The 22,103-nt window shown below is 61.4% G+C and carries 24 protein-coding genes; 15 read left to right on the plus strand and 9 right to left on the minus strand.

The window, feature by feature from the left end:
- Window positions 1-169: 169 nt before the first annotated feature.
- Window positions 170-1,321: a macrolide transporter subunit MacA gene (gene macA / locus H045_RS07045; protein WP_015371861.1), complete on the plus strand. Its 1,152-nt coding sequence runs from the start codon at window positions 170-172 to the stop codon at window positions 1,319-1,321.
- A gap of 3 nt (window positions 1,322-1,324) precedes the next feature.
- Entirely contained in the window at window positions 1,325-3,283 is a 1,959-nt protein-coding gene (locus tag H045_RS07050; RefSeq protein WP_015371862.1) for a MacB family efflux pump subunit, read from the plus strand.
- Between the two features lie 48 nt (window positions 3,284-3,331).
- Here H045_RS07050 and H045_RS07055 read toward each other — a convergent pair whose 3' ends face one another.
- Window positions 3,332-4,000 (minus strand): helix-turn-helix transcriptional regulator, encoded by a 669-nt coding sequence (locus tag H045_RS07055; RefSeq protein WP_003235573.1) that lies wholly within the window; start codon window positions 3,998-4,000, stop codon window positions 3,332-3,334.
- 272 nt (window positions 4,001-4,272) lie between these two features.
- Here H045_RS07055 and H045_RS07060 point away from each other — a divergent pair, with 272 nt between their 5' ends.
- The 3 genes from H045_RS07060 to H045_RS07070 are packed head-to-tail and all read left to right on the plus strand — an operon-like array spanning window position 4,273 to window position 6,359.
- Complete coding sequence (locus tag H045_RS07060; RefSeq protein WP_015371863.1) at window positions 4,273-4,863, plus strand: histidine phosphatase family protein; 591 nt, start codon at window positions 4,273-4,275, stop codon at window positions 4,861-4,863.
- A 9-nt stretch (window positions 4,864-4,872) separates the two neighbouring features.
- On the plus strand, window positions 4,873-5,628 hold the full coding sequence (gene cobF, locus H045_RS07065; RefSeq protein ID WP_015371864.1) for a precorrin-6A synthase (deacetylating): 756 nt from the start codon (window positions 4,873-4,875) through the stop codon (window positions 5,626-5,628).
- Between the two features lie 11 nt (window positions 5,629-5,639).
- On the plus strand, window positions 5,640-6,359 hold the full coding sequence (locus H045_RS07070) for an alpha/beta hydrolase (protein WP_003235579.1): 720 nt from the start codon (window positions 5,640-5,642) through the stop codon (window positions 6,357-6,359).
- A 69-nt stretch (window positions 6,360-6,428) separates the two neighbouring features.
- Here H045_RS07070 and H045_RS07075 read toward each other — a convergent pair whose 3' ends face one another.
- Both H045_RS07075 and H045_RS07080 read right to left on the minus strand, forming a co-directional pair.
- Window positions 6,429-6,980 carry a DcrB/PsbP domain-containing protein gene (locus H045_RS07075; protein WP_015371865.1) on the minus strand — a complete coding sequence of 184 codons (552 nt, stop codon included), beginning with the start codon at window positions 6,978-6,980 and terminating at the stop codon, window positions 6,429-6,431.
- A 73-nt stretch (window positions 6,981-7,053) separates the two neighbouring features.
- A complete protein-coding gene (locus H045_RS07080; RefSeq protein ID WP_015371866.1) occupies window positions 7,054-8,862 on the minus strand; it encodes a monovalent cation:proton antiporter-2 (CPA2) family protein in 1,809 nt (602 codons plus the stop codon).
- Window positions 8,863-9,058: 196 nt separating this feature from the next.
- Between H045_RS07080 and H045_RS24375 the strand changes: the two genes are divergently transcribed.
- The 4 genes from H045_RS24375 (at window position 9,059) to H045_RS07100 (ending at window position 12,724) form a co-directional block, all read left to right on the plus strand.
- On the plus strand, window positions 9,059-9,424 hold the full coding sequence (locus tag H045_RS24375; RefSeq protein ID WP_015371867.1) for a type II toxin-antitoxin system RelE/ParE family toxin: 366 nt from the start codon (window positions 9,059-9,061) through the stop codon (window positions 9,422-9,424).
- Window positions 9,417-9,722, plus strand: coding sequence for an XRE family transcriptional regulator (locus H045_RS07090; protein WP_003235588.1), 306 nt, complete (start codon window positions 9,417-9,419; stop codon window positions 9,720-9,722). The genes H045_RS24375 and H045_RS07090 overlap by 8 nt, the downstream gene beginning before the upstream one ends.
- A gap of 87 nt (window positions 9,723-9,809) precedes the next feature.
- Window positions 9,810-11,366 carry a DUF726 domain-containing protein gene (locus H045_RS07095; protein WP_015371868.1) on the plus strand — a complete coding sequence of 519 codons (1,557 nt, stop codon included), beginning with the start codon at window positions 9,810-9,812 and terminating at the stop codon, window positions 11,364-11,366.
- 38 nt (window positions 11,367-11,404) lie between these two features.
- Window positions 11,405-12,724, plus strand: a complete 1,320-nt coding sequence (locus H045_RS07100; RefSeq protein WP_015371869.1) for an Nramp family divalent metal transporter — start codon at window positions 11,405-11,407, stop codon at window positions 12,722-12,724.
- Between the two features lie 26 nt (window positions 12,725-12,750).
- On the opposite strand, the gene H045_RS07105 is transcribed toward H045_RS07100, so the two are convergent.
- The 3 genes from H045_RS07105 to H045_RS07115 all read right to left on the minus strand — a co-directional run bounded on the left by H045_RS07105 (window position 12,751) and on the right by H045_RS07115 (window position 14,551).
- Window positions 12,751-13,128 (minus strand): type II toxin-antitoxin system VapC family toxin, encoded by a 378-nt coding sequence (locus H045_RS07105; protein ID WP_015371870.1) that lies wholly within the window; start codon window positions 13,126-13,128, stop codon window positions 12,751-12,753.
- A complete protein-coding gene (locus H045_RS07110) occupies window positions 13,125-13,364 on the minus strand; it encodes a type II toxin-antitoxin system Phd/YefM family antitoxin (RefSeq protein WP_015371871.1) in 240 nt (79 codons plus the stop codon). The genes H045_RS07105 and H045_RS07110 overlap by 4 nt, the downstream gene beginning before the upstream one ends.
- Before the next feature lie 254 nt (window positions 13,365-13,618).
- The gene (locus tag H045_RS07115; RefSeq protein ID WP_003235598.1) at window positions 13,619-14,551 is read right to left on the minus strand and encodes a LysR family transcriptional regulator; all 933 of its coding nucleotides are present in this window, start codon (window positions 14,549-14,551) and stop codon (window positions 13,619-13,621) included.
- Between the two features lie 117 nt (window positions 14,552-14,668).
- Between H045_RS07115 and H045_RS07120 the strand changes: the two genes are divergently transcribed.
- The 3 genes from H045_RS07120 to H045_RS24380 all read left to right on the plus strand — a co-directional run bounded on the left by H045_RS07120 (window position 14,669) and on the right by H045_RS24380 (window position 15,874).
- On the plus strand, window positions 14,669-15,157 hold the full coding sequence (locus H045_RS07120; RefSeq protein ID WP_041931456.1) for a DMT family transporter: 489 nt from the start codon (window positions 14,669-14,671) through the stop codon (window positions 15,155-15,157).
- 4 nt (window positions 15,158-15,161) lie between these two features.
- Complete coding sequence (locus tag H045_RS07125; protein WP_015371872.1) at window positions 15,162-15,614, plus strand: DMT family transporter; 453 nt, start codon at window positions 15,162-15,164, stop codon at window positions 15,612-15,614.
- A gap of 89 nt (window positions 15,615-15,703) precedes the next feature.
- A complete protein-coding gene (locus H045_RS24380; RefSeq protein ID WP_003235603.1) occupies window positions 15,704-15,874 on the plus strand; it encodes a putative metallothionein in 171 nt (56 codons plus the stop codon).
- Window positions 15,875-15,992: 118 nt separating this feature from the next.
- Here H045_RS24380 and H045_RS07130 read toward each other — a convergent pair whose 3' ends face one another.
- From H045_RS07130 to H045_RS07140, 3 genes are all read right to left on the minus strand, one after another.
- Window positions 15,993-16,265 (minus strand): hypothetical protein, encoded by a 273-nt coding sequence (locus tag H045_RS07130; protein ID WP_003235605.1) that lies wholly within the window; start codon window positions 16,263-16,265, stop codon window positions 15,993-15,995.
- A gap of 391 nt (window positions 16,266-16,656) precedes the next feature.
- The gene (locus H045_RS07135) at window positions 16,657-17,685 is read right to left on the minus strand and encodes a purine-nucleoside phosphorylase (protein ID WP_003235607.1); all 1,029 of its coding nucleotides are present in this window, start codon (window positions 17,683-17,685) and stop codon (window positions 16,657-16,659) included.
- Between the two features lie 14 nt (window positions 17,686-17,699).
- Window positions 17,700-18,608 (minus strand): nucleoside-specific channel-forming protein Tsx, encoded by a 909-nt coding sequence (locus H045_RS07140; RefSeq protein WP_231981989.1) that lies wholly within the window; start codon window positions 18,606-18,608, stop codon window positions 17,700-17,702.
- Between the two features lie 380 nt (window positions 18,609-18,988).
- On the opposite strand from H045_RS07140, the gene H045_RS07145 reads away from it, so the two are divergent.
- Genes H045_RS07145 through ycaC form a run of 3 tightly spaced genes read left to right on the plus strand, consistent with a single transcriptional unit; the run spans window position 18,989 to window position 22,052 of the window.
- A complete protein-coding gene (locus H045_RS07145; RefSeq protein WP_015371873.1) occupies window positions 18,989-19,579 on the plus strand; it encodes a putative antibiotic biosynthesis monooxygenase in 591 nt (196 codons plus the stop codon).
- Entirely contained in the window at window positions 19,576-21,414 is a 1,839-nt protein-coding gene (locus H045_RS07150) for an amidohydrolase (RefSeq protein WP_015371874.1), read from the plus strand. The genes H045_RS07145 and H045_RS07150 overlap by 4 nt, the downstream gene beginning before the upstream one ends.
- A 20-nt stretch (window positions 21,415-21,434) precedes the next feature.
- A complete protein-coding gene (ycaC, locus tag H045_RS07155; protein ID WP_015371875.1) occupies window positions 21,435-22,052 on the plus strand; it encodes an isochorismate family cysteine hydrolase YcaC in 618 nt (205 codons plus the stop codon).
- The last annotated feature ends 51 nt before the right edge of the window (window positions 22,053-22,103 follow it).

Here is a 22,103-nt window from a genome sequence, read left to right on the forward strand (position 1 = left end):
CTGGGCGAGGTGCCGAGTGTTGGGGCAAGAGCCCTTTTGGTTACTTTTGGCTGGGCCGGCATTCCGGGCTCTTATCCAAAAGTGACCCGCTGTAAGAGCGGAACCATAGGTGGCCGTTACTGCAGCAACGGATATGCACTCAACCAAAAAAACCTCTCAATGGTCATTTATGCAAACGTCTAAATTCCGCAAAATCGGCTTATTCACCCTGTTGGCCATCGCCATCGGCCTGATCATCTACACCGTAAAGGCCCCGGCCGACGCCCCCCAATATCTGACAGCCACCGCTGAACGCGGCGATATTGAAAACGCCGTCCTGGCCACCGGCCTGCTCGAAGGCATCAAACAAGTCGACGTCGGCGCCCAGGTCTCCGGCCAGTTAAAGTCCCTCAAGGTCAAAGTCGGCGACAAGGTAAAGAAGGGCCAATGGCTCGCCGAAATCGACCCTCTGATTCTGCAAAACACCCTGCGCAAGGCCCAGGTCGACGAAGAAAACCTTCAGGCCCAACGCCGCGCCACGGCGGCCCAGGTCAAGCAGGCCAGGTCGGTGTACGAGCGCTACAAGGGCCTGCAGATCGACGAGTCGGTGTCCCGTCAGGACTTCGAAGACGCCGAGTCCACCTATCTGGTGCAGCAGGCCAACCTGTTGTCGCTGGATGCGCAGATCAAGAGCGCGCATATCCAGATCGACACCGCCAAGGTCAACCTGACCTACACCCGTATCAATGCGCCCATCGACGGCGATGTGGTGGGTATCGTCACCCAGGAAGGCCAGACCGTGATCGCCAACCAGCTGGCGCCGGTGCTGCTCAAGCTGGCGGACCTGGACACCATGACCGTCAAGGCCCAGGTGTCCGAGGCCGATGTGATTCATATCAGCCCCGGCCAGCAGGTGTATTTCACCATTCTCGGCGAGGCCGACAAGCGCTACTACGCCAAGTTGCGCGGCACGGAGCCGGCGCCGCAGAACTTCCTCGAAACCCAGAGTGCCGGCACGCCCAAGCAGAACACGGCAGTGTTCTATAACGCGCTGTTCGACGTGCCCAACCCCGACCATCGCCTGCGCATCGCGATGACCGCTCAGGTGCGCATCGTGCTCGACACCGCCCAGGGGGCGCTGATGGTGCCGGTGGCGGCGCTGGGCGCGCGCAACAACGATGGCAGCTATGCGCTGCGGGTACTGGATGCCAAGGGCAAGGTGCTGGCGCGCAATGTGAAGACCGGCATCAACAATAACGTCAAGGTGCAGATCCTCGACGGCCTGGTCGAGGGCGACAAGGTGGTGATCGGCGATACCACGCCTGCCGTGGCGGGGAACTGAGTCATGACCCAGCCACTGTTGGAACTCAAGGGCATCACCCGCAGTTTCATGGCCGGCGAGCGTGAATTCATTGCGCTCAAGGGCATCGACCTGACCATCCAGGCGGGGGAAATGGTCGCGATCATCGGCGCCTCAGGCTCGGGCAAGTCCACCTTGATGAACATCCTCGGCGGTCTGGATTACGCCACCGCCGGCAGCTACAAAATCAACGGCATCGAGACCCGCTCCCTGGGTGATGAGCAACTGGCGGAGCTGCGCCGCGATTACTTCGGGTTTATCTTCCAGCGCTATCACTTGTTGGCGCACCTGAGCGCGTTGCACAACGTGGAAATGCCGGCGATCTACGCCGGTACCCCGCAGACGCAGCGCCACAGCCGCGCCCAGGAGCTGCTGACGCGGCTGGGCCTGGCCGGGCACACCAGCCACCGGCCCAGCCAGTTGTCCGGGGGGCAGCAGCAGCGGGTGAGTATCGCCCGAGCCTTGATGAACGGCGGCGACGTGATCCTTGCCGACGAGCCCACCGGGGCGCTGGACACCCACAGCGGCAAGGAGGTGATGCGCATTCTTGCCGAGCTGCACGCGGCCGGGCATACGGTGATCATCGTCACCCATGACCCCAAGGTGGCGGCCAATGCCCAGCGCATCGTCGAGGTGTGCGATGGCGAGATCGTCAGCGACAAGGCCAACGCCAGTGTCGGCCTCGAGTTACCCGGCGAGACGCCAATCGAGTCCCGCCGCAGCGGTGCGCGGCGGCTGGTGGCGAGCCTGGGGTTGTTCAAGGAAGCGTTCAACATGGCCTGGGTCGCGCTGGTGTCCCATCGCATGCGCACCCTGCTGACCATGCTCGGCATCGTCATCGGCATCACCTCGGTGGTGTCGATCTCGGCCATCGGCGAAGGGGCCAAGCGCTATGTGCTCAAGGACATCCAGGCCATCGGCAGCAATACCATCGATATCTTTTCCGGCACCAGTTTCGGCGACAGCCGCGCCTCGGCCATCGAGACGCTGATGCCTTCGGATGTGGACGCGTTGAACCAACTGTATTACGTCGACAGTGCCACGCCGGTGGTGGGCCGCAACCTGCTGCTGCGCTTTGGCAATATCGACCTGGATGCGCAGGTCAATGGGGTGAGCGAGCGCTACTTCAAGGTCAAGGGCCTCAAGCTCGAAGCCGGTATTGCCTTCAGCGAGAACGATGCGCGGCGACAGGCCCAGGTGGTGGTGATCGACCACAACACCCGCCAGCGCCTGTTCGGCGCCCATGTCGACCCGCTCGGCCAGGTGATTCTGGTGGGCAACCTGCCGTGCACGGTGATCGGGGTGACGGCCGAGAATAAAAACATGTTCGCCGCCAGCAAGTCGCTCAATGTGTGGGTGCCTTACGAGACGGCGGCAGGGCGCGTGCTGGGCCAGCGTCATCTGGACAGCATCACCGTGCGCATCAAGGATGGCCAGCCGAGCAAGGTGGTGGAAGAGAACGTCAACAAGCTGATGCTGCAACGTCACGGCACCAAGGATTTTTTCACCAACAACCTCGACAGCATCATGCAGACGGTGCAGAACACCAGCCGTTCCCTGGCCTTGCTGCTGTCGCTGATCGCGGTGATTTCGCTGCTGGTGGGTGGAATCGGCGTGATGAATATCATGCTGGTGTCGGTCACCGAGCGGACCCGCGAGATCGGCATCCGCATGGCGGTGGGCGCGCGGCAGTCGGATATTCGTCAGCAGTTTCTGGTGGAGGCGGTGATGGTGTGTCTGATCGGCGGGATCATCGGGATCTCGCTGTCCTACGCCATCGGCTACCTGTTTTCGCTGTTTGTAAAAGAGTGGGAGATGGTGTTTTCGGTGGGCTCGGTGGTGACCGCGTTTGCGTGTTCCACCCTGATCGGTATCGTGTTCGGGTTTGTGCCGGCAAGGAATGCGGCGCGGCTGGATCCGATCGAGGCGCTGGCCAGAGATTGATGAATGTGGGAGGGCGCAAGCCCCTCCCACCCTTTGATCGAGGTTGGCTTAAAGACCGGTGTTGTTCTCGGTGGCGTACATCCACCGCAACAGCGAATGCCGCCCGCTGATGCCCAGTTTGATCGACGCGCGCTTGAGGTAGCTTTCGATGGTGTTGACCTTCAACGCCAGTTGTTCGGCCAGCTCCGGTGCGGTTTTTCCGGCCAGCAGGCCGACGCACACTTCCAGTTCGCGGTTGGACAAGGTCAGCCCCGATTGCACCAGGCGTTCCTCGATGCGCCGGCGCAGGGTCTCGATGCCCTGATGCTGCGCCGCCAGCGGTTCGCTCTCGCCACAGGGCTGGATTGCCGTGATGTGTTTTTCCACCATGGGCAGCAACAGCGTGGAAAACTCTTCCAGCATGTTGCGCTCCTGCGGCGAAAAGCTTTCGGACTGGTGTGAGCGGTACACCGAGAGGATGTAGCGCACATCGTCCTTGCGCCGCGTCAGATGCAGTTGCGCGGCAGGTTGCTCTTCGCCCAGCGTTGCCATCGAATCGGTGTAGACCGGGCTGATCTTGCGCCGCGTGTGCCCCTCGGGGCTCACCCGCAGTTGGGTGATATGGGTGGCGTCCACCGCCAGTTGGGTGAGGATCAGGTCGTGCAGCATGCGTGGGAAATGTCGGCTTCCGGTGCTGGCAATGACTTTGCCTATATGGGGAAACAGCTGAGCGTTCATCCAATCGTCCATGAGTCAGGTGCGGGTATTCGGCCTTGCAGCGACGGGGTTGAGGTGCCAATACGAATAACCCACAGTGATAGTCCGCCCCGTCAGCACGTATGCTAGTACAGCCTCGCCACAGGAAGGGGATCCAATGTGAAAAATTCGGCTCAAGGCCGCACGCTGTGGGCGTTGGCCCAGCGTCCAGCGGGCTTTTCCAGGTTTGTTGTAACATATGAATACAACTTCGCCGTTCCAGGTGAACTGCACCCACCCAGAGTGAACCCGCGATGCAACCCACCCGGTTGACCCTTGTCTGCCACGCCGCCACGCCGGCGCAGAAATACGCGCGATTTGCCGATGACGAATCGGTGGTGTTGGATTGGCAGCGTGACGCGTTATCCCTGGCCGGTCGCTTCAACAAACCCCCGCAGATGGTGTGCGGCCCCGAGTTGCGAACCCGCCAGACCGCCAGCCTCTTCGGCAACGAGGCCACGCTGGAACCCGCCTTGCGCGATCTCGACATGGGCCGCTGGAAAGGCCAGGCGATTGACCAGCTCGACCCCCACGCAGTCAGGGCCTGGCTCGCCGACAGCGCCGGCGCGCCCCACGGTGGCGAGTCGGTGGACGGGTTGTGCGAGCGGACCGCGCAGTGGCTCAAGCAACTGCAAACCCAACCCGGCCATGTGCTGGCCGTGACCCATCCGTTCGTGATCCGCGCGGTGATGCTGCAGGTGCTGCACATGCCGGTCGAAATGATTTATCGGATCGACGTCGCGCCGCTGTCCTGCATCGAGCTGCGCTTTACCGGCGTGTGGCGTCTGCGCCTGGATACTCACCCCTGGCTTCCCGAACATGGCAACATCCATGCCCCGCATTGAGAGCACCCCATGAAACGCATCCTGATCATCGGCATTGGCGCCGGCAACCCTGACTACATCACGATGCAGGCCGTGAAGGCGCTGAACCGCACCGACGTGTTCTTCCTGATGGACAAGGGCCAGAGCAAGGACAAGCTGATCGACCTGCGCCGCGAGATCTGCGACACCTACATCACCGAGCCCGGCTACCGCTTCGTCGAGGCCGATTGCCCGGAGCGCGTGCGCGGTGAAATCGACTACACCACGGCGGTGCAGGGCCTTAATCGTGACAAGCAAGCCACCTTCGAGCGCCTGATCAATGAGCACATGGCCGACGGCGAGGTCGGTGCGTTCCTGGCCTGGGGCGACCCGGCGCTGTACGACAGCACCATTCGCATCCTGCAGGCGATTCTGGCCGCAGGGCAGTGCGAATTCGAATTCGAAGTGATCCCCGGCATCACCAGCGTGCAGGCCCTGGCCGCGCAACATAAAGTGGCGTTGAACCGCATCGGCAAGTCCGTCGAGATCACCACCGGGCGCCGGTTGGCGGCAGGGCAGGCCAGCGATGCAGATACGCTGGTGGTGATGCTCGATGCCGAGGACTCCTACCGCAGCGTGGCTGACCAGGGATTTGATATCTATTGGGGGGCCTACCTGGGCACGCCGGATGAAATCCTGATCAGCGGCAAGGTCAGTGAAGTGGCTGAAGAAATCGAACGGGTGCGCAAGGCCGCGCGCCTGGAAAATGGCTGGATCATGGACACTTATCTGTTACGCAAACCCTGAGGTGATTTCCCATGCTCAAACTGTTTGCCCTGGCACTGACCCTGGTGGCCGGTGCCGCTCACGCCGACTCGAACCTGCACACCGATTTGCCGTTGTCCTACCTGGAGCAGACCCAGGGCGATGCACGCAACCAGCCGCTGGTGATCTTTCTGCACGGGTTCGGCAGCGACGAGCAAGACCTGTTCGGGATCAAGGACGCATTGCCTTCGACCTGGACCTACCTGTCGGCTCGCGCGCCGACGCCGGTGGACCCCCATGGTTATCGCTGGTTCACCAAGACCACCGGCGAGCGTGACTACAACGGCGAAACTGCCGACTTGCAGCGCAGCGCCGCGCTGATTGAAGACTTCGTGCGCAAGGCCACGGCCAAGTACCACACCCAGAGCGATCGCGTGTTCCTGGTAGGGTTCAGCCAGGGTGCGATCATGTCCTATGAGGTGGGCTTGCGTCAGCCGGAGTTGCTGCGTGGCATCGCGGCGCTGAGCGGCAGCGTGCTGCCGGTACTCAAGGCCGAGCTCAAGCCCGATGAGGCGCTGGGCAAGCTGGCGATCTTTATCGGCCATGGCACGTTGGACCAGGCGCTGCCGTATGCGTCGGCGACGCGGGCGAATGAGGCGCTGGTGGGCCTGGGGTTGAAGCCGCAGTTTCATACGTATGAAGGCATGAACCACACGATCAGCGCGGCGGAGGTACAGGACCTCAAGGCCTGGCTTGAATCGAATCTAAAGTGAACACAGTTGCGATGTGGGAGGGAGCAAGCTCCCTCTCACAAGGGCTTTTGTATTGGTTGTGGAAGTAGGTTATTTGCCGGTGATCTGTTTCACCAACTCGGCATGCCCCTTCACATCGTCGGCCCGGGAAATGGCCTGGATCACCAGCAACTGGTTACCCGAGCCGCTCAAGAACGTGGAGTTCAAGGTCTTGCCGCCGCCCTGGGTGGCGGTGCTGTCCACCTGACGCATGCCCAGGCCTTTGAAGTTGAGTTTTTTCTCGCTCTGTTTCTTGAAGTCGGGCAAGGCGGCGCTCTGGTCCTTGATGAAACCGGCGACGGCGCCGTCAAGGAACTTCGGGTCGTTGTCCTCGATCTTTACCCCGTCCTTGCGCACGGTTTCGGCGACGATCACCACACTTTTCGTGGTCTGATTGGCGTACATCGTGCCCTGGGTGTCGCCGGTGCCGTCCTCGGCCTTGCCGGCCGGCAACGTGTCGGCGACGTAGGCCTTGGGCAGGCTGAAGGTGAACTTGCCGCCCAGGGTGGAGATGGTTTGTGTGCTTGGCTTGGTGGCAGCGAGCGCGCTGCCGGCGGTCAGTGCGAGGGCAAGCAGGACGGCGGTCTTGGTAAAAGTGGCCATGAAGCACTCCGGTTAAAAAACGAAATTGCGCCTTATTCTGTCAGAAAATTCGCAAGATCGTTCCTCTCCAGCCTCACACCTTGTCGGACTCTTCCTCAAGTCGATCCATCTCAAACAGCCGCGCCAGTTCGGCGCGCGCTTCCTGGGCGGTCTGCATCACCTTGGCCGCGTCGTCGTACACCGCATGCTGGGCGGCGAGCACTTGCAGGTCGTGGTTCCTGAAGCGGTTGATGCGCGCATCGGCCTGGGCCTGGCTCAACCCCAGGCCGACCAGGGTGCGGCGGCTCATTTCCAGGCTGGAGTAAAAGGTCTCGCGAATCGGCGAGGCGTCGAGGTCCACCAGGCGGTGCACGTGCTGACGGTTACGTGCGCGGGCGATGATCTTCATGTGCGGGTAGAGGTTTCGCACCAGTTCGGCGGTCTTGATGTTGATTTCCGGGTCGTCCATGGCGATCACGAAGAATTCTGCCTGGTCGACCTTGGCCGCGTGCAGGATTTCCGGACGTTGCGGATCGCCGTAGAACACCGGCATGCCGCCAAAGCTGCGGGTCAGCTCGATGGTTTCCACCGAGGTGTCGAGGGCGATGAACGAAATGTTCTGCGCACGCAGGATCCGCGCGACGATCTGCCCCATGCGACCCATGCCGGCGATCACCACGCGCGGCGCGTCGCCTTCGATGGCGCGGTATTCCTCGGGCACTTCCACCGGCTTGCTCTTGCGCTTGAACAGCTTCGGGCAGATCAGCAGCAACAGCGGCGTGATGGCCATGGACAGGGTGATGGTCAGCACCAGAATGTCGTACAACTGCGGTTCGAACAGGCCCTGATCGCGGCCGATCTTGAACACCACAAAAGCAAATTCACCGCCGGCCGCCAGCACCACGCCCAGGCGCAGGGCGCTTTCGCGGTTGAGATCACCGGCCATTCGGCCCACGGCATACAGGATCGGCAGCTTGAGGCCGATCAGCAGCAGGGTCAGGCCGATGACCACCAGCGGCGAACTGAGCAGCAGGCTGAGGTTGGCGCCCATGCCCACGCTGATAAAGAACAGCCCGAGCAGCAGGCCCTTGAACGGTTCGATCTGGGATTCCAGTTCGTGGCGGTATTCCGAGTCCGCCAGCAGCAGGCCGGCGAGGAAGGCACCGAGGGCCATGGACACACCGACCAGCTCCATCAACCAGGCCGTGCCGATCACTACCAGCAGCGCGGTGGCGGTAGACACTTCGCGCAGGCCGGTCTTGGCCACGATGCGAAACACCGGGCGCAACAGGTAACGCCCGCCAATGATCACCACGGCGATACTGCCCAGCACCTGCAAGCCATGCTGCAGGCCTTCGGACTCGGTGGTGGGGTGGCTGCCGCCGGCCAGCAACGGCACCATGGCGATCAGCGGGATGGCAGCGATATCCTGGAACAACAGGATCGCAAAGGCCATGCGACCGTGGGGCTGGTTGAGTTCCTTGCGCTCGGCCAGGCTTTGCAGGCCGAACGCCGTGGACGACAGCGCCAGGCCCAGGCCCAGCACAATCGCGCTGTTCCAGGCCTGGCCGAACAGCCACAGCGCCACCGCGCCCATCACCAGGGCGGTGAGCAGCACCTGCGCCAGGCCGACGCCGAACACGGCCTTGCGCATCACCCATAAACGCTTGGGCGACAGCTCCAGGCCGATGATGAACAGCAGCAACACCACGCCCAGTTCGGAGAACTGCGCGACGCTTTGGGGGTTACGCACCAGGCCCAACACCGAGGGCCCAATGATCACCCCGGCGAACAAATAGCCGAGCACCGCGCCCAGTTGCAGGCGCTTGGCCAGCGGCACGGTGAGCACGGCGGCGAGCAGAAATACCACGGCTGCTTGCAACAGGTTGCCTTCATGGGGCATTGCGAACTCCAGAATCTTCAAAGCCAGTCAACAGGGCGCTATTAGAGCGCTTTTTGCCGACTGAGAATTGTATTTTTGCCGCGCCTGCGCATCGGCCAAGAGTTGTAGTACGTACAAATAATTTGCCGCTGGCGAGGCAAATCTCACGGTCTAGAGTTATGCCCTTGAGTTTATATTCCATGGGTGGCATATTTGCATGAGCTGGGACATAGAATACACGGACGAATTCGGAGACTGGTGGGCTGATCTGGATACAGGAGAGCAATCCTCGGTATCTGCCAGCGTTGATCTGCTGGGGCTGTTCGGGCCAGATTTGCGCTTTCCCCACAGCAGCGATGTCAAGGGATCTCGACACGGTAACCTGCGCGAACTGAGGGCGCAGCACGCTGGTCGCCCATATAGGGTGCTGTATGCATTCGATCCCCTCCGTTGCGCATTGCTGTTGTTTGGTGGCAATAAAGCAGCGCGGCATCGATGGTACGAAGAGCACGTCCCCGTGGCTGATAAGTTGTATGACGTTCATTTGGAAACACTGCGTAAAGAGGGCCGTAACCATGGCTAGGAAATTCGCTGAACTTCAAGCTCGCATGTCACCCGAATCGCGGGCTGAGGCCGAGCAGATATTCAGGCAGCATCTGAGAGAAATGCCGTTGCATGAGCTGCGCAAAGCCCAGCAGTTGAGCCAGGAGAGCATGGCCAAGGCATTGAAGGTCAACCAGGCTGCGGTCTCCAAAATGGAGCGTCGCACGGACATGTATATCAGCACCTTGCGTAACTACATACGCGCCATGGGAGGTGAACTAGAAATCATCGCGACGTTTCCCGACGGGCAGGTGAAGATCGACAACTTCGCTTGCTGAAGGCCGCAATATCCATGTTTTTTTCACATTGCCCCTGGCTGCCCTTTGTTACCATCGCCCTCCATCGTCGCCAGGAGTCACCGCCCCATGCAGCAGCAGTGGGATGAAATGCACCGTACCCGCAAGCCCACGTTTGTATTGTGTGGCGAGCCTCAGGGCGATGTGCTCAATCTCTATGTCCACGGTTATTCAGCCTTCTTCAACCAGCAGCAGTTGGGTCACTTCAAGCAGCAACTGGCAGGTATCGAAGGCTCCACCAACCTGATGCTGTTCTGGCCGGCCGGACATTTTCTGGAAAACCTGTTTGCGCCGTTCAAGGACGTGATCGCTTCGATGCTCGGCGGTGGTGGCCTGGGCGCGGCAACCGTTGGGCTGGGCAAGGCGATTGCGTATTTTCTCGACCACTATAAAAGCGTCGAGACGCGAGTGGATGAGGTCGCCAAAAGCTTGCTGCCGGAGCTGGCCAACTACCTCCACCGCGAATCACTGACGGTGCGCCGCATCAACCTGATCGGTCATTCCCTGGGCGCGCGCATTCTTGTCAAAAGCCTGCTCGCCAGCCCTGAAACCGCGCGCGAGCTGCCGCTGAACAATGTGCTGCTGATGGGCGGCGCAATCTGTACATCCAGCCCCTGGGAGCAAGTGGCGGCGCCATTGACCGGGCGTGTCATCAATTGCCACTCCAGCAAGGACTGGGCTCTGGCGATGAAGCCCGACACCGAGCGCTGTATTGGCCGCTATGCCATCCCCGTCACGCCTGCGCTCAAGACCAAGTTGACCAATGTGCACCTGGCCAGCTTCGACCATGCGGCGTATTGGCCGCAGTTGAAGACAGTGGTGCAGTACACCGATCTGTTGCAGGAGCGGCGCGGCATGATGCGCTTTGACCCGCGCAGCAGCCAAGTGCGGTTTGCCGAAGAGGATATCGACCTGTTCCCCGTGCTGATGCAGGCCCGTCCGGATGAGTTGAAGTTTTTGGCCGAGCTGATGTCGCAAAAGCGCAGTGCCTCGATTGACGCCTCGGTGCGCGACCCCCGCAGGCTCGCCATTGAACTGCAGCGCATGGGCGGCGACAGCCTGATGAACATTGCCCGCGGGCATGGCGTGAATTATCGCCAGATTGCCCAGGACGTGGCGGGGCGGCTCGGGATCAAAGGCGACGAGCCGATCGCCAGCGTTGCGCTTGCCGACCTTGAAGCGCAGGTCGCCGAGAAACTGATCGAGCAGTACAAGGACAAACTCAGTCAGGCTGACCGTCAGCTGTTCGACGCCGAACTGCGGGCCGCGGCGCAAAAGGAGCAGGGCCTGTTCAGTCGCTTCGCCGTCGGCCGCTCGGCCACTGCCGCCTTGAGCGGCACTGCGCTGGCGGGGCTGAGCGGGTTCATGCTGCGACGCGGCGCCGCTTCGGCGATTCCGGTGGTGGGCCAGGCGCTTGCGGCGGCGGTGTTGCTGGTCAGTGGCGTGCGGGCATTCTCAGGCCCTGCGTACTCCATCACCACCCTTGCGGTGTTGGTGGTGGGGGTGATTCGCCAGCGCATGGAGCGCGAAGCCTTGAACCAGGAGCTGGACCTGGTGGTGCAGGTGGTCGAAGCGTTCGATCTGCCCCGGGACACGGTGATGCGCACGGTTGTGTCTGACTGCTAAGCTGCGTGCCTGTCTTGTGTGTTTACCTGGAATCGCGCGTGAAATTCAGCCTGCCCAAAATCGCTACCGCCCCGTTCTGCCCGCCGGAAGTGGCCGGCTCCGTTGCCGTTGACCCCAAGGCGTCGTTCTTCAAGCGCGCGCTGATGTTCGCTGGACCTGGCCTGCTCATCTCCATCGGCTATATGGACCCGGGCAACTGGGCCACGGCCATCGAGGCCGGTTCGCGTTACGGCTACAACCTGCTGTTTGTGGTGCTGCTGGCCAGCCTCGCGGGGATGGCGGTGCAGTGCCTGTGCTCGCGGCTCGGCATTGCCACCGGCAAGGACCTGGCGCAGCTGTGCCGTGAGCGCTACAGCAAACGTTCGGCCCGCACTCAGTGGGTATTGGCCGAAATCTCCATCATTGCCACCGACCTCGCCGAAGTGCTCGGCTGCGCGCTGGCGTTTCACCTGCTGCTTGGGGTGTCGCTGACCACCGGTATTGTCATCACCGCCTTCGACACCTTGCTGATCCTGGCCCTGCAAAATCGTGGTTTTCGCCGCCTGGAAGCGATCATGCTGGCGCTGGTTGCAACCATCGGCGTGTGTTTCTTTATCGAGCTGGTGCTGATCAAACCATACTGGCCGGATGTGTTGAGCGGGTTCACCCCGTCGCTCTCGGCCATCAGCGATGCGGCGCCGTTGTACCTGGCCATCGGCATCCTTGGCGCCACGGTCATGCCCCATAACCTCTACCTGCACAGCTCGATCGTGCAGACCCGGATGATCGGCAAGGACCTGGCCAGCAAGCAGGACGCGGTCAAGCTGGCACGTATCGACACCATTGGCTCGCTGGCGCTGGCGCTGCTGGTCAATGCCGCGATCCTGGTACTGGCCGCCGCCGCTTTCCACAAGACCGGCCACACCGGTGTTGTGGAAATCCAGGACGCTTACCATCTGCTCGACCCACTGGTGGGCGGCGCGTTTGCCAGCATCCTGTTCGGCATCGCGTTGCTCGCCTCCGGGCAAAGCTCCACCTTTACCGGCACCATCGCCGGGCAGGTGATCATGGAGGGCTACCTGAACCTGCGTATTCCTTGCTGGCAACGACGCCTGATCACCCGCGGCCTGGCGTTGATCCCTGCATTCCTCGGGGTGTGGCTGATGGGCGACGATGCCATCGGCAAACTGCTGATTCTCAGCCAGGTGGTGCTCAGCCTGCAGTTGCCGTTTGCGCTGTACCCGTTGATTCGCATGACAGGTGACAAGCAACTGATGGGCCCGTTCGTCAATCGCCTGCCCACGCGGTTGCTGGCGTGGTTCCTGTTTGCGGTGATCAGCGGGGCGAATGCGTGGTTGATTGGGCAATGGTTGTTTTGATCTGAGTATCCGAGTGTCGGGGTGATCTAGACGAGGATCGCCAGCGATGTGTACTGAGCAACCTGCGGATCGGTGGTCAATAGTCTCATCGGTTCGCTGATGGCGGTTGCAACGATAAGTCGATCGAAAGGGTCTTTGTGATGATGCTTCAGATCCTTTACCGCGATGGCATGCTCGGAGGTGATGGCTAATTCGACGACACCGCTCTCCAGGCAGTACCCACGAATTTCGTCCAGATCGACATGGAGCTTTCCCAGGCTTACCTTGATTGCCATCTCCCAGAATGTCGCCGCGCTGATGTAAACGTCGGCTGCATTTTCGATGAGCTTTCGTGCTTTGCTGGACAGTTTGGGATCGCCACTGAGTGCCCAAAGCAGGATGTGAGTGTCCAACAGGACCCTCATGACGCCTTGCCGTGAAACGAATCCAGCAGATCGTCCGGTAGGGGAGCGTCAAAGTCGTCCGGGATGGCGAGTTTCCCCTTCATTGCGCCAACCCTCTTGCCTTTGGGCTTGGTCATCGGAACGAGTTGGGCCATTGCGCGCCCATGCTTGGCGATGGTGATGATGTTGCCAGCGGCGGCCTCATCAACCAGTTTTGACAGATTATTCTTTGCTTCGCCCAGCGGTACGGTAACCATAGAGTTCTCTCCATGTTTTGGCCAAATATAGCCAAAACCAGTTGAGCTATCAAAGACGGGTAGACAGCTGTCAGACCGGCCAGATCGTATTTTTTTGTAGTACAGGACACTCATGGCAACTCTCCGAAGAAGGACGTTGCTGGAGTCTGCCTCTTGAAGACGGGTGTCATAAATAGTGGCCCGTAAAATCGGACCCGGACTACTTTTCCTACTAGGAAATTTCCTCACGCATAACGCCCGCGTCGCCTGAACGCTCAACGATCCCAATACGGCACCGTCCCAAAACACGCCGCAAAGTAATCGATCACCGTACGCACCTTCAGCGACAACCGTCGGCTACCCGGCCACAGCGCGGCGATCTGTTGCGGTTCGAGGGTGGTGGCCACCTCGTAGTCGCTCAGCACCGCCTGCAAGGTTCCGGCGCGCAGGCTCTCGCCGATCAGCCATGATGGAAATACCACGAATCCCAGGCCCTGTTCTGCGGCGTGGGTGAGGGTGTCGGCGTGGTTGCCGGTGATCGGGCCTTTGACGCTGTAGGGCGTCCATTCGCCCTGGGCGCGGCGGAAGAACCAGCGTTGCTGGCCGGTGACGCCCTTGTAGGCCAGGCAGTGGTGGTTGAGCAGTTCATCGGGGTGGCTGGGCGTGCCGTGCTGCGCCAGATAAGCGGGGCTGGCAGCGAGACGAAACCGCTGGGGCGCGAAGATGCGTGCCTGCATGCCGGAGTCGTTGAGTACGCCGATGCGAAACAGCAGGTCGGTGCCATCCTGCAGCGGGTCGACAAAGGTGTCGGTTTGCTGGATGTCCAGTTGCAGCTTGGGGTAACGCCGGCACAGCTCGCCCAGCCAGGGCGACAGGTGACGCTGGCCGAACACCATCGGGGCATTGATGCGCACCAGGCCGCTGGGTTCGCTTTCCTGTTCCTGCAGGGCCTGGCCGGCGGCTTCCAGTTGTTCCAGCATCAAGCGTGCATGCCGCCCGAGCAGGCGCCCGGCCTCGGTGGGGCTCACCGCGCGGGTGTGCCGGTAGAGCAATTGCTGGCCGAGGGCCTGCTCCATCAACTGGACCTGTCGGGAAATGGAGGAGGGCGCAAGGCCTTCGCGGCGGGCCACTTCAGAAAAACTGCCATGGTCCAGCACGGCGACGAACAGGCGCAGCGCCTTGAAGCTCAGCTCATTCAAACCCTGCATCCGGTCTCCTGGTTGTGCGTATTGCGCAAAGGTGTTGTCCGCATGCTCCCATTTATCGCACAGGGCGGCCACTGGATAATGCGCGCCATCCACTTTTTGTTGAAGCGCAGGTGATGTATGCAGGCAAGTTCTGTCGAGGGCGTGGCGCAGGTCAAGCCAAAACGAAACATTTTGAAGCTGCTGCTGTTGCCGCTGGTGATTCTGGCGGGCATGGGGCTGTCGATGGAGGCGGGTTTGCTCGGCCCGCTGGGTGAGCAGGTGGGGCATCTGTGGGCGACCTTGAGCATTTTCGGGGTGGGTTCGGCGCTGCTGTTTCTGCTGCTGTTTTTCAGCGGCGCGCGCAAGGGCCCGGCGTTGAGCGAGCTGCCGCGCTGGCAGTTGATCGGTGGTTTTTTGGGGCCGATCTACGTGGTGGTGCTGACCCTGGCCACGCCGCACATCGGGATTGCCATGACCATGATCGCGATTCTCTCGGGTCAGGTGGGCAAGAGCGTGTTGATCGACCACTTTGGCTGGTTCGGCACGGCCCGCAAGCGGGTCAATGGTGAACGCTGGATTGCCCTGGCGTTGATTGTGGTGGCACTTGTTTTGATTGCGCGGGGTTGAGGCGATGAATCTGATTTTATTACTGGTGGTCGTGGTTGCCGCAGGCGCGGTTTTGAGCGTGCAGGCGGCGATCAACGGACGCCTGGGACAGACGGTCGGCGTGCTGCGCAGCAGTCTGGTGACCTTTGGCATCGGCGCACTGGTAACGGCGTTGCTGATTTTCTTCTTCGAACCGGCGCACGCCGTGAGCCTGTTGGACGTTCCGAAATGGCAACTCACCGGCGCGCTGTTCGGCGTGGTTTATATGATTGTGATGGTGGGCGCGGTGCCGGTGGTCGGCACGGCCGTCGCCACAGTGGCGGTGATCACCGGGCAATTGGCGATGGGCATGCTGATCGACAACTTCGGCTGGCTGGGGAATCCGGCCATTGAATTGTCGGGCAGCCGCATCGTGGCGATGGTCTGCCTGGCGCTGGCGCTGGTGTTCATGTATCGCAGCAATGCGCGCAGCGAGTGATGGTTTGAACCATCCGCGGCGGGCCACAGTCACTGCTTAAGGTGGCGGCGTTCGCCGCGCCATGACGACCATGAAGAAGGAGTCTGACCATGCCAGATCAAACCTGTGCCTGCCCACACTGCAAGTGCGTGTTGGGTGTCGATGCGGTAATGAAAGACGGTAAGGGCTACTGCTGTGAGGGCTGTGCCCAGCATCACGCCCATGGTGAGCCGTGTGCTGCGTCGGCTAATTGTGAGTGTGCCAAGTCGGCCCATGGCTGAATGCTCGCCAGCTTCGGAGCGCGTCGGTCTTGAATCGACCGACGTTTTCCTGGCTGGCTCTATTCAAAATGTGGGAGGGGCTTGGCCCCTCCCACAATTGCGATTGCATTCAGCTTGGCTACTGGGTTTCCAGCTCCAGACGCAAGCTGTGATCGGACAGGCGCTTGCGGTGCTTGACCACGGCGCTGGTGCGCTTGCCCTCCAGTGCGAACACCACCGTCTGCGCGTGATGCAGGTCGTCGGGCAGGGGTTGGAGCACCTTGAGTATCAGGCAGTCGGATTCTTGCTGCACGCTGACCTGGCATTCCGCATGTTTGGCCAGCGGCCCGAACAACGTGTCCTGGGTGTAGTCAATCTGCGCCTTGCCGTTGACCTGTGCTGATAAGTCCATGATTTTTCTCCTTGATCAAGCCTGGGGGCGCATCCGAGTGGCGCCATTGCCAGGTTTGTGATGTAAGCAAGTGATCTTCATGGAGGTTAAAAATTCACTAATCTCAATAGACAGCGCATTTTGTGGCGAGCGGGCTAGCCTTAACGCCGTTCAGTTAAGCGCAGATTCCCTGTGGCAATCAGGCTTGTCCTGCGTTGGGCTGCGCAGCAGCCCCACAACCAGGCGCTGAGCAGTGTCAGGTACACCGCATGCGACTTAATTGGGGGCGCTTCGCACCCCAACGCGGGGCAAGCCCGCTCGCCACAGTAAGCCCACTCACCAGAGTAAGCCCACTCACCACAGTAAACCCGCTCGCCACAGGGGCATTCGGGGGGGCTGGAAGCGTTGTAGATTACTCGGCCTCGGGTACGCCTTTTTCCCACGCCGACCAGTTGTTTAGGATCGCCTGCACCAGCGGGTTACCGGTGCGATAGAGGTTTTCCAGCGCCGGCACAAAGCCGCCCTGGTCGGCGTATTTGAGCAGGTTGTCCACCTCGCTGTAGCCCGGATACGGGCGGTCAAAGTCCGACCCCGCGCGCACCACGGCCAGGCGCTGGATGTCTACCAGGCCTTCACGGCTGGCGCGCAGCAAGGCTTCGTAAGTGGAGTTGTCTTCCTGTTGCGTGGTGCAGTACTCGCCTTTGTTGTCGGTGAGCAGCTTGGTCCACACCTCGGCGCGCTCGCTCAGGCGCGTGCCGGAAAACCAGGTGTTGCCCGCCAGGGTGTCGCAACGGGTCACCTGCGGCGGCTGGTTGGCGGGAGCGGCGGGGTAGTGCTGGCGCCAGGCCGCCGATTCCTTGCTTTCGGAAAGCGTGACCTTGTGCGACAGCGCAAAGGCCTTGGCCTGCAGCTTGGGGTTCAGCTCGAACACTTCGGTCTTGTAGTCCAACGGTGGTTTTTCGTTGGGCCCCTTGGTGTTAATGCCGATATAACCGGTGGGCCAGTCCTTGGGCACGTCCCGCGAATCCAGCTCCCACTGGGTGCCGAACTCCACCAGATAATGGGCCCAGGCCGCCGTGCCGAGGGTGCCGTGTTTGGGGCTGATGCCGGCGATTCCGGCGATCAGGAAGTAACTCTGGCGCAGGTCGAACTTGGGCGACAACGCCAGTGCCAGCGTCGACGCTGCCGCGTTGGTCTGGCCCATGCCGGTCACCAACAGGCACACGTCCTGGGTGTTGCAGCGAATCACCGGGTATTCGGCGGACAGGCCGGGCACCCGGACTTCTTGCTTGAGTGCCAGGCGATCGATCCAGGTTTGCGCCTCTGGAGCGAACATGGTGATCAGCATCACCTTGGGTTTGATCGGTGCGGTCTGTGCCAGCACCACAGATGGCAGCAGCGCGAGGCTCATGGCGATCGACACACGGGTAAACGCTTTCATCCAAAACTCCTTGATCAGAATTGATAGCCCACGCCGGCGTAGTAACCCCAGCCGTCCGAGCGTGCGCGAAAGTTGCCTTCGCCGAAATTCAGCTCGCTGCCATCTTCCCAGTTGCCGCCGTTGTGAAAGTAACGGCCGACCAGGGTGAAACGCAGGTGCGTGAACGAGTAAAGCAGAACGTTGGTCGCCACCAGTGAGTTGGCGGTTCGCGCCGGGTTGTCCTTGTGCAGGTCCGAGCCGAAGTCGTAATTGGTAAAGCCGATGTAGGTCAGCGAGGCACCGTTGTCGAATGTTCCGATGGGCACGATGTACTTCATCTGCGCACGGTAGCCGTCCCACGAGTATTCATTGCTGGCGCCGTAGTTTTCCCACTGGTAACGGCCATAGAAGTTGGCCGAGAGGTTGACCCGTGAGTGCGTGTCGATATCGGTGCCCAGGCCGCTGTAGAGAGTGTTGGCACGGTTTTCCTTGTTGCTGCCGTGGTCGTAGATCCAGTCGAACGCCACGTACCATTCCTTGAACGGGCCGACGGCCAGGCTACGGCCGGCCAGGTAGTCAATGGAGATGCGCGGTTCATGCTCCATGAACACCGGCGACCCGTGGTCCCACACGCCCTTGTCGTTACTGTTGCCGATGGTGAGAATTTTCGGCACGTCGACATAGCCGTACAGCTCGAACGGGCCCTTGCGGCCGAAGTATTCGTATTCCAGATACACATCATCCTGCGGCCGGGGGCCAAAGCTGATGTCTTTGCTGCCGATCAGGGTCAGGTCCTGGTTGAACCATTGCGACAGATAAACGCCCTTTTTCGTCGCAGGGCTGGCTTCAGGGCTCAGGGTTTCGCCCTGTGCTGAGTCATCGGTGGGTTTTTCCTGCGCCAAACTGGGTGCACTGAGTACTCCCGTAACGGCGGCCAGGAGCATGGAAACGCCAAAGCAGGCCCGGGGCCTTGTGTTCAAGTGCATTGAAAATCCCTATTCCTGCGCGGTTGAGACCCGATTGGTCGGGTAAACGTAAACCTGCCTGGCAGGTTCGTAGCGCAAACGTTTGCACGGCGCGTACCAACTTTGCCCAATGGATTGAATGGCATGGAAAAAAGCGCAATTAGTCGACCTGTTGATCAGCAATGACTGGGTGTCATTTTTCACGCTGATTGAAGGGACGCTGCTCGCGACTCGCTTATGACGTCGACAGCAGACGACGGGATGAACTGAGCGCTCGTTACAGCACATACATCCAATTCCCGCCCGGCCAATACCGGCAGAATTCCCCCATCGCTCAACGCTGCAGGGGAATCAACACCATGGACGCAACATCCGGCACCGGCCCCGACGAAGTGGTTACCCTGGTGGTCAAACATCTGATCAAGCGCGGTCGCGAGGCCGACTACGAAGCCTGGCTGCGACGCATCGTGCGCATCGCCGGCGAGCGCCCCGGCCACCTTGGCGTCGACGTGGTGCGTGGCACGCAGAACGGCCAGGCGTTGTTCACCTGCGTATTGCGCTACCGCTCCACCCACGACCTTGAAGTGTGGCTCGACTCCGCGCAGCGCAAGCTGTTGATCGACGAAGCCGCGCCGATGCTCGCCGACGGCGACAACACCGAAGTCGGCGGCGCCAACGAGTTCTGGTTCACCCCCCTTGCCGACAGCGCGGCCAAGCCGCCGCGCTGGAAGCAGGCAGTGGTGAGCCTGTGCGTGATCCTGCCGCAGACCTTGATCCTGCCGTTTATATGGGGGCCGATTCTGCGCCTGCACCCGTTCCTGTCCAATTATGTGGTCTCCACCTTTCTGGTCACCCTGACCATTGTGCTACTGGTGGTGTACTTGTTGATGCCGGCGGCCACCCGCATGTTCGCGCCCTGGCTTGAAGCCTCTGTCAAGGAAACCCTATGAACGCTGATCTGATCCTGTTCAATGGCCAGTTCCACACCGTCGACCGTGAAAACCCACGCGCCACCGCCGTCGCCATCCACGAGGGCCGCTTTGTCGCGGTGGGCACCGACGGCGAGGCCATGGCCCTGCGCGGCAGCGGCACCCAGGTCATCGACCTCAAGGGTCGCACAGTGATCCCGGGTCTCAACGACTCGCACCTGCACCTGATTCGCGGCGGGCTCAACTACAACCTCGAACTGCGCTGGGAAGGCGTGCCGTCCCTGGCCGATGCCTTGCGCATGCTCAAGGACCAGGCCGATCGCACGCCCACTCCGCAGTGGGTGCGCGTGGTCGGTGGCTGGAACGAGTTCCAGTTCGCCGAAAAACGCATGCCTACCCTGGACGAGTTGAACCAGGCCGCGCCGGACACGCCGGTGTTCGTGCTGCACCTGTACGACCGCGCCTTGCTCAACCGCGCGGCCCTGCGCGTGGCCGGCTACACCAAAGACACGCCGAACCCGCCGGGCGGCGAGATTGTGCGCGACAGCCACGGCAACCCCACCGGCATGCTGGTAGCGCGGCCCAATGCGATGATTTTGTACGCGACCCTGGCCAAGGGCCCGAAGCTGCCCCTGGAGTATCAGGTCAACTCCACCCGCCAGTTCATGCGTGAACTCAATCGCTTGGGTCTCACCAGCGCCATCGACGCCGGTGGCGGTTTCCAGAACTACCCCGACGACTACGCGGTGATCGAGCAATTGGCCAGGGACGAGCAACTGACGGTGCGCATCGCCTACAACCTGTTCACCCAGAAGCCCAAGGAAGAACTCAGCGACTTCAAACACTGGACCGGCAGCGTCACGCTGCACCAGGGCGATGACTACCTGCGCCATAACGGCGCCGGCGAAATGCTGGTGTTCTCGGCGGCCGACTTCGAAGACTTCCTCGAACCGCGCCCCGACCTGCCGCTGACCATGGAGCAGGAACTGGAGCCAGTGGTGCGCCATCTGGTCGAGCAGCGCTGGCCGTTCCGCCTGCATGCTACCTATGACGAATCCATCTCGCGCATGCTCGACGTGTTCGAGAAGGTCAACCGCGACATCCCGTTCAACGGCTTGCCATGGTTCTTCGACCACGCCGAAACCATCACCCCGCAAAACATCGAGCGCGTGCGTGCCCTCGGCGGTGGCATCGCGATCCAGGACCGGATGGCCTTCCAGGGCGAGTACTTCGTTGAGCGCTACGGCGCCAAGGCTGCCGAAGCCACGCCGCCGATCCAGCGCATGCTCGCCGAAGGCGTGCCAGTGGGGGCGGGCACCGATGCCACGCGCGTATCGAGCTACAACCCATGGACCTCGCTGTACTGGATGGTCAGCGGCCGCACCGTGGGCGGCCTGGCGCTGCACGCCGAAGGCCTGCCGCGCCTCACTGCGCTGGAACTGTTCACCCATGGCAGCGCCTGGTTTTCGTCGGAGCAGGGCAAGAAGGGCCAGATCAAGGTTGGCCAGTTGGCGGATGTCGCCGCCTTGTCGGCGGACTTCTTCAGTGTCGACGAAGAAGCCATCAAGTGGATCGAGTCGGTGCTTACCGTGGTCGGCGGCAAGGTGGTGTACGGCGCTGGCGACTTCGAGGATTTCGCGCCGCCGCGTGTGCCGGTGCTGCCGGACTGGTCGCCGGTGGTCAAGGTGCCCGGCCATTGGCGCCCGGGTGCGCCGATGCAGGCTCAGGTTCACCAGTGCAGCGGCCCCTGTGGCGTGCATGCCCACCGCCATGAAACAGCGCGGCTTTCCAGCGTACCGGTCAGCGACTTCCAGGGTTTCTGGGGTGCGTTCGGCTGCTCGTGCTTTGCCTTTTAATCCCCTGAAGGAGCTAACCCATGACCTACAAGCGCTTGAACAAAGACGATGCCGTGGTACTGCTGGTGGATCACCAGACGGGCTTGATCTCCCTGGTGCAGGATTTTTCGCCCAACGAGTTCAAGAACAACGTGCTGGCCCTGGCCGACGTCGCCAAATTCTTCAACTTGCCGACCATCCTCACCACCAGCTTCGAAGCCGGCCCCAACGGCCCGCTGGTGCCGGAGCTCAAGGCGCTGTTCCCGGATGCGCCGTACATCGCGCGTCCAGGCCAGATCAACGCGTGGAACAACGAGGATTTCGTCAACGCCGTGAAGGCCACCGGGCGCAAGCAGATCATCATCGCGGGCGTGGTCACGGATGTGTGCGTGGCGTTCCCGACGCTGTGCGCTCTCGCTGAAGGTTTCGACGTGTTTGTGGTCACTGACGCTTCCGGTACCTTCAACGAAACCGTGCAACAAGCGGCCTGGGCACGCATGAGCGCCGCCGGAGCACAACTGGTGAACTGGTTCTGCGTGGCCTGCGAGCTGCAGGTTGACTGGCGCAACGACATGGAAGGCCTGGCCAACCTGCTGTCGCCGCGCATCCCCAACTACCGCAACCTGATGAACAGCTACTCGGCGTTTACTGCCAAGTAACCGGTTTTTGGACGCGCCGATGCTCCCTGTGGGAGAGGACAAGCCCCCCTC

This window comes from Pseudomonas poae RE*1-1-14 (assembly GCF_000336465.1).
Classification (GTDB): domain Bacteria; phylum Pseudomonadota; class Gammaproteobacteria; order Pseudomonadales; family Pseudomonadaceae; genus Aquipseudomonas; species Aquipseudomonas poae.

What these genes read in the sequence shown, in the direction of transcription:
- H045_RS07125 (WP_015371872.1), top strand. Translation starts at nt 15,162, where the DNA reads ATGAATCTGATTTTATTACTGGTGGTCGTGGTTGCCGCAGGCGCGGTT.
- H045_RS07130 (WP_003235605.1), bottom strand. Translation starts at nt 16,265, where the DNA reads ATGGACTTATCAGCACAGGTCAACGGCAAGGCGCAGATTGACTACACC.
- H045_RS07120 (WP_041931456.1), top strand. Translation starts at nt 14,669, where the DNA reads ATGCAGGCAAGTTCTGTCGAGGGCGTGGCGCAGGTCAAGCCAAAACGA.
- H045_RS07090 (WP_003235588.1), top strand. Translation starts at nt 9,417, where the DNA reads ATGGCTAGGAAATTCGCTGAACTTCAAGCTCGCATGTCACCCGAATCG.
- H045_RS07105 (WP_015371870.1), bottom strand. Translation starts at nt 13,128, where the DNA reads ATGAGGGTCCTGTTGGACACTCACATCCTGCTTTGGGCACTCAGTGGC.
- H045_RS07060 (WP_015371863.1), top strand. Translation starts at nt 4,273, where the DNA reads ATGCAACCCACCCGGTTGACCCTTGTCTGCCACGCCGCCACGCCGGCG.
- ycaC (WP_015371875.1), top strand. Translation starts at nt 21,435, where the DNA reads ATGACCTACAAGCGCTTGAACAAAGACGATGCCGTGGTACTGCTGGTG.
- H045_RS24375 (WP_015371867.1), top strand. Translation starts at nt 9,059, where the DNA reads ATGAGCTGGGACATAGAATACACGGACGAATTCGGAGACTGGTGGGCT.
- macA (WP_015371861.1), top strand. Translation starts at nt 170, where the DNA reads ATGCAAACGTCTAAATTCCGCAAAATCGGCTTATTCACCCTGTTGGCC.
- H045_RS07140 (WP_231981989.1), bottom strand. Translation starts at nt 18,608, where the DNA reads ATGCTCCTGGCCGCCGTTACGGGAGTACTCAGTGCACCCAGTTTGGCG.
- H045_RS07135 (WP_003235607.1), bottom strand. Translation starts at nt 17,685, where the DNA reads ATGAAAGCGTTTACCCGTGTGTCGATCGCCATGAGCCTCGCGCTGCTG.
- H045_RS07080 (WP_015371866.1), bottom strand. Translation starts at nt 8,862, where the DNA reads ATGCCCCATGAAGGCAACCTGTTGCAAGCAGCCGTGGTATTTCTGCTC.
- H045_RS07150 (WP_015371874.1), top strand. Translation starts at nt 19,576, where the DNA reads ATGAACGCTGATCTGATCCTGTTCAATGGCCAGTTCCACACCGTCGAC.
- H045_RS07055 (WP_003235573.1), bottom strand. Translation starts at nt 4,000, where the DNA reads ATGAACGCTCAGCTGTTTCCCCATATAGGCAAAGTCATTGCCAGCACC.
- H045_RS07110 (WP_015371871.1), bottom strand. Translation starts at nt 13,364, where the DNA reads ATGGTTACCGTACCGCTGGGCGAAGCAAAGAATAATCTGTCAAAACTG.
- H045_RS07075 (WP_015371865.1), bottom strand. Translation starts at nt 6,980, where the DNA reads ATGGCCACTTTTACCAAGACCGCCGTCCTGCTTGCCCTCGCACTGACC.
- cobF (WP_015371864.1), top strand. Translation starts at nt 4,873, where the DNA reads ATGAAACGCATCCTGATCATCGGCATTGGCGCCGGCAACCCTGACTAC.
- H045_RS07095 (WP_015371868.1), top strand. Translation starts at nt 9,810, where the DNA reads ATGCAGCAGCAGTGGGATGAAATGCACCGTACCCGCAAGCCCACGTTT.
- H045_RS07145 (WP_015371873.1), top strand. Translation starts at nt 18,989, where the DNA reads ATGGACGCAACATCCGGCACCGGCCCCGACGAAGTGGTTACCCTGGTG.
- H045_RS07115 (WP_003235598.1), bottom strand. Translation starts at nt 14,551, where the DNA reads ATGCAGGGTTTGAATGAGCTGAGCTTCAAGGCGCTGCGCCTGTTCGTC.
- H045_RS07050 (WP_015371862.1), top strand. Translation starts at nt 1,325, where the DNA reads ATGACCCAGCCACTGTTGGAACTCAAGGGCATCACCCGCAGTTTCATG.
- H045_RS24380 (WP_003235603.1), top strand. Translation starts at nt 15,704, where the DNA reads ATGCCAGATCAAACCTGTGCCTGCCCACACTGCAAGTGCGTGTTGGGT.
- H045_RS07070 (WP_003235579.1), top strand. Translation starts at nt 5,640, where the DNA reads ATGCTCAAACTGTTTGCCCTGGCACTGACCCTGGTGGCCGGTGCCGCT.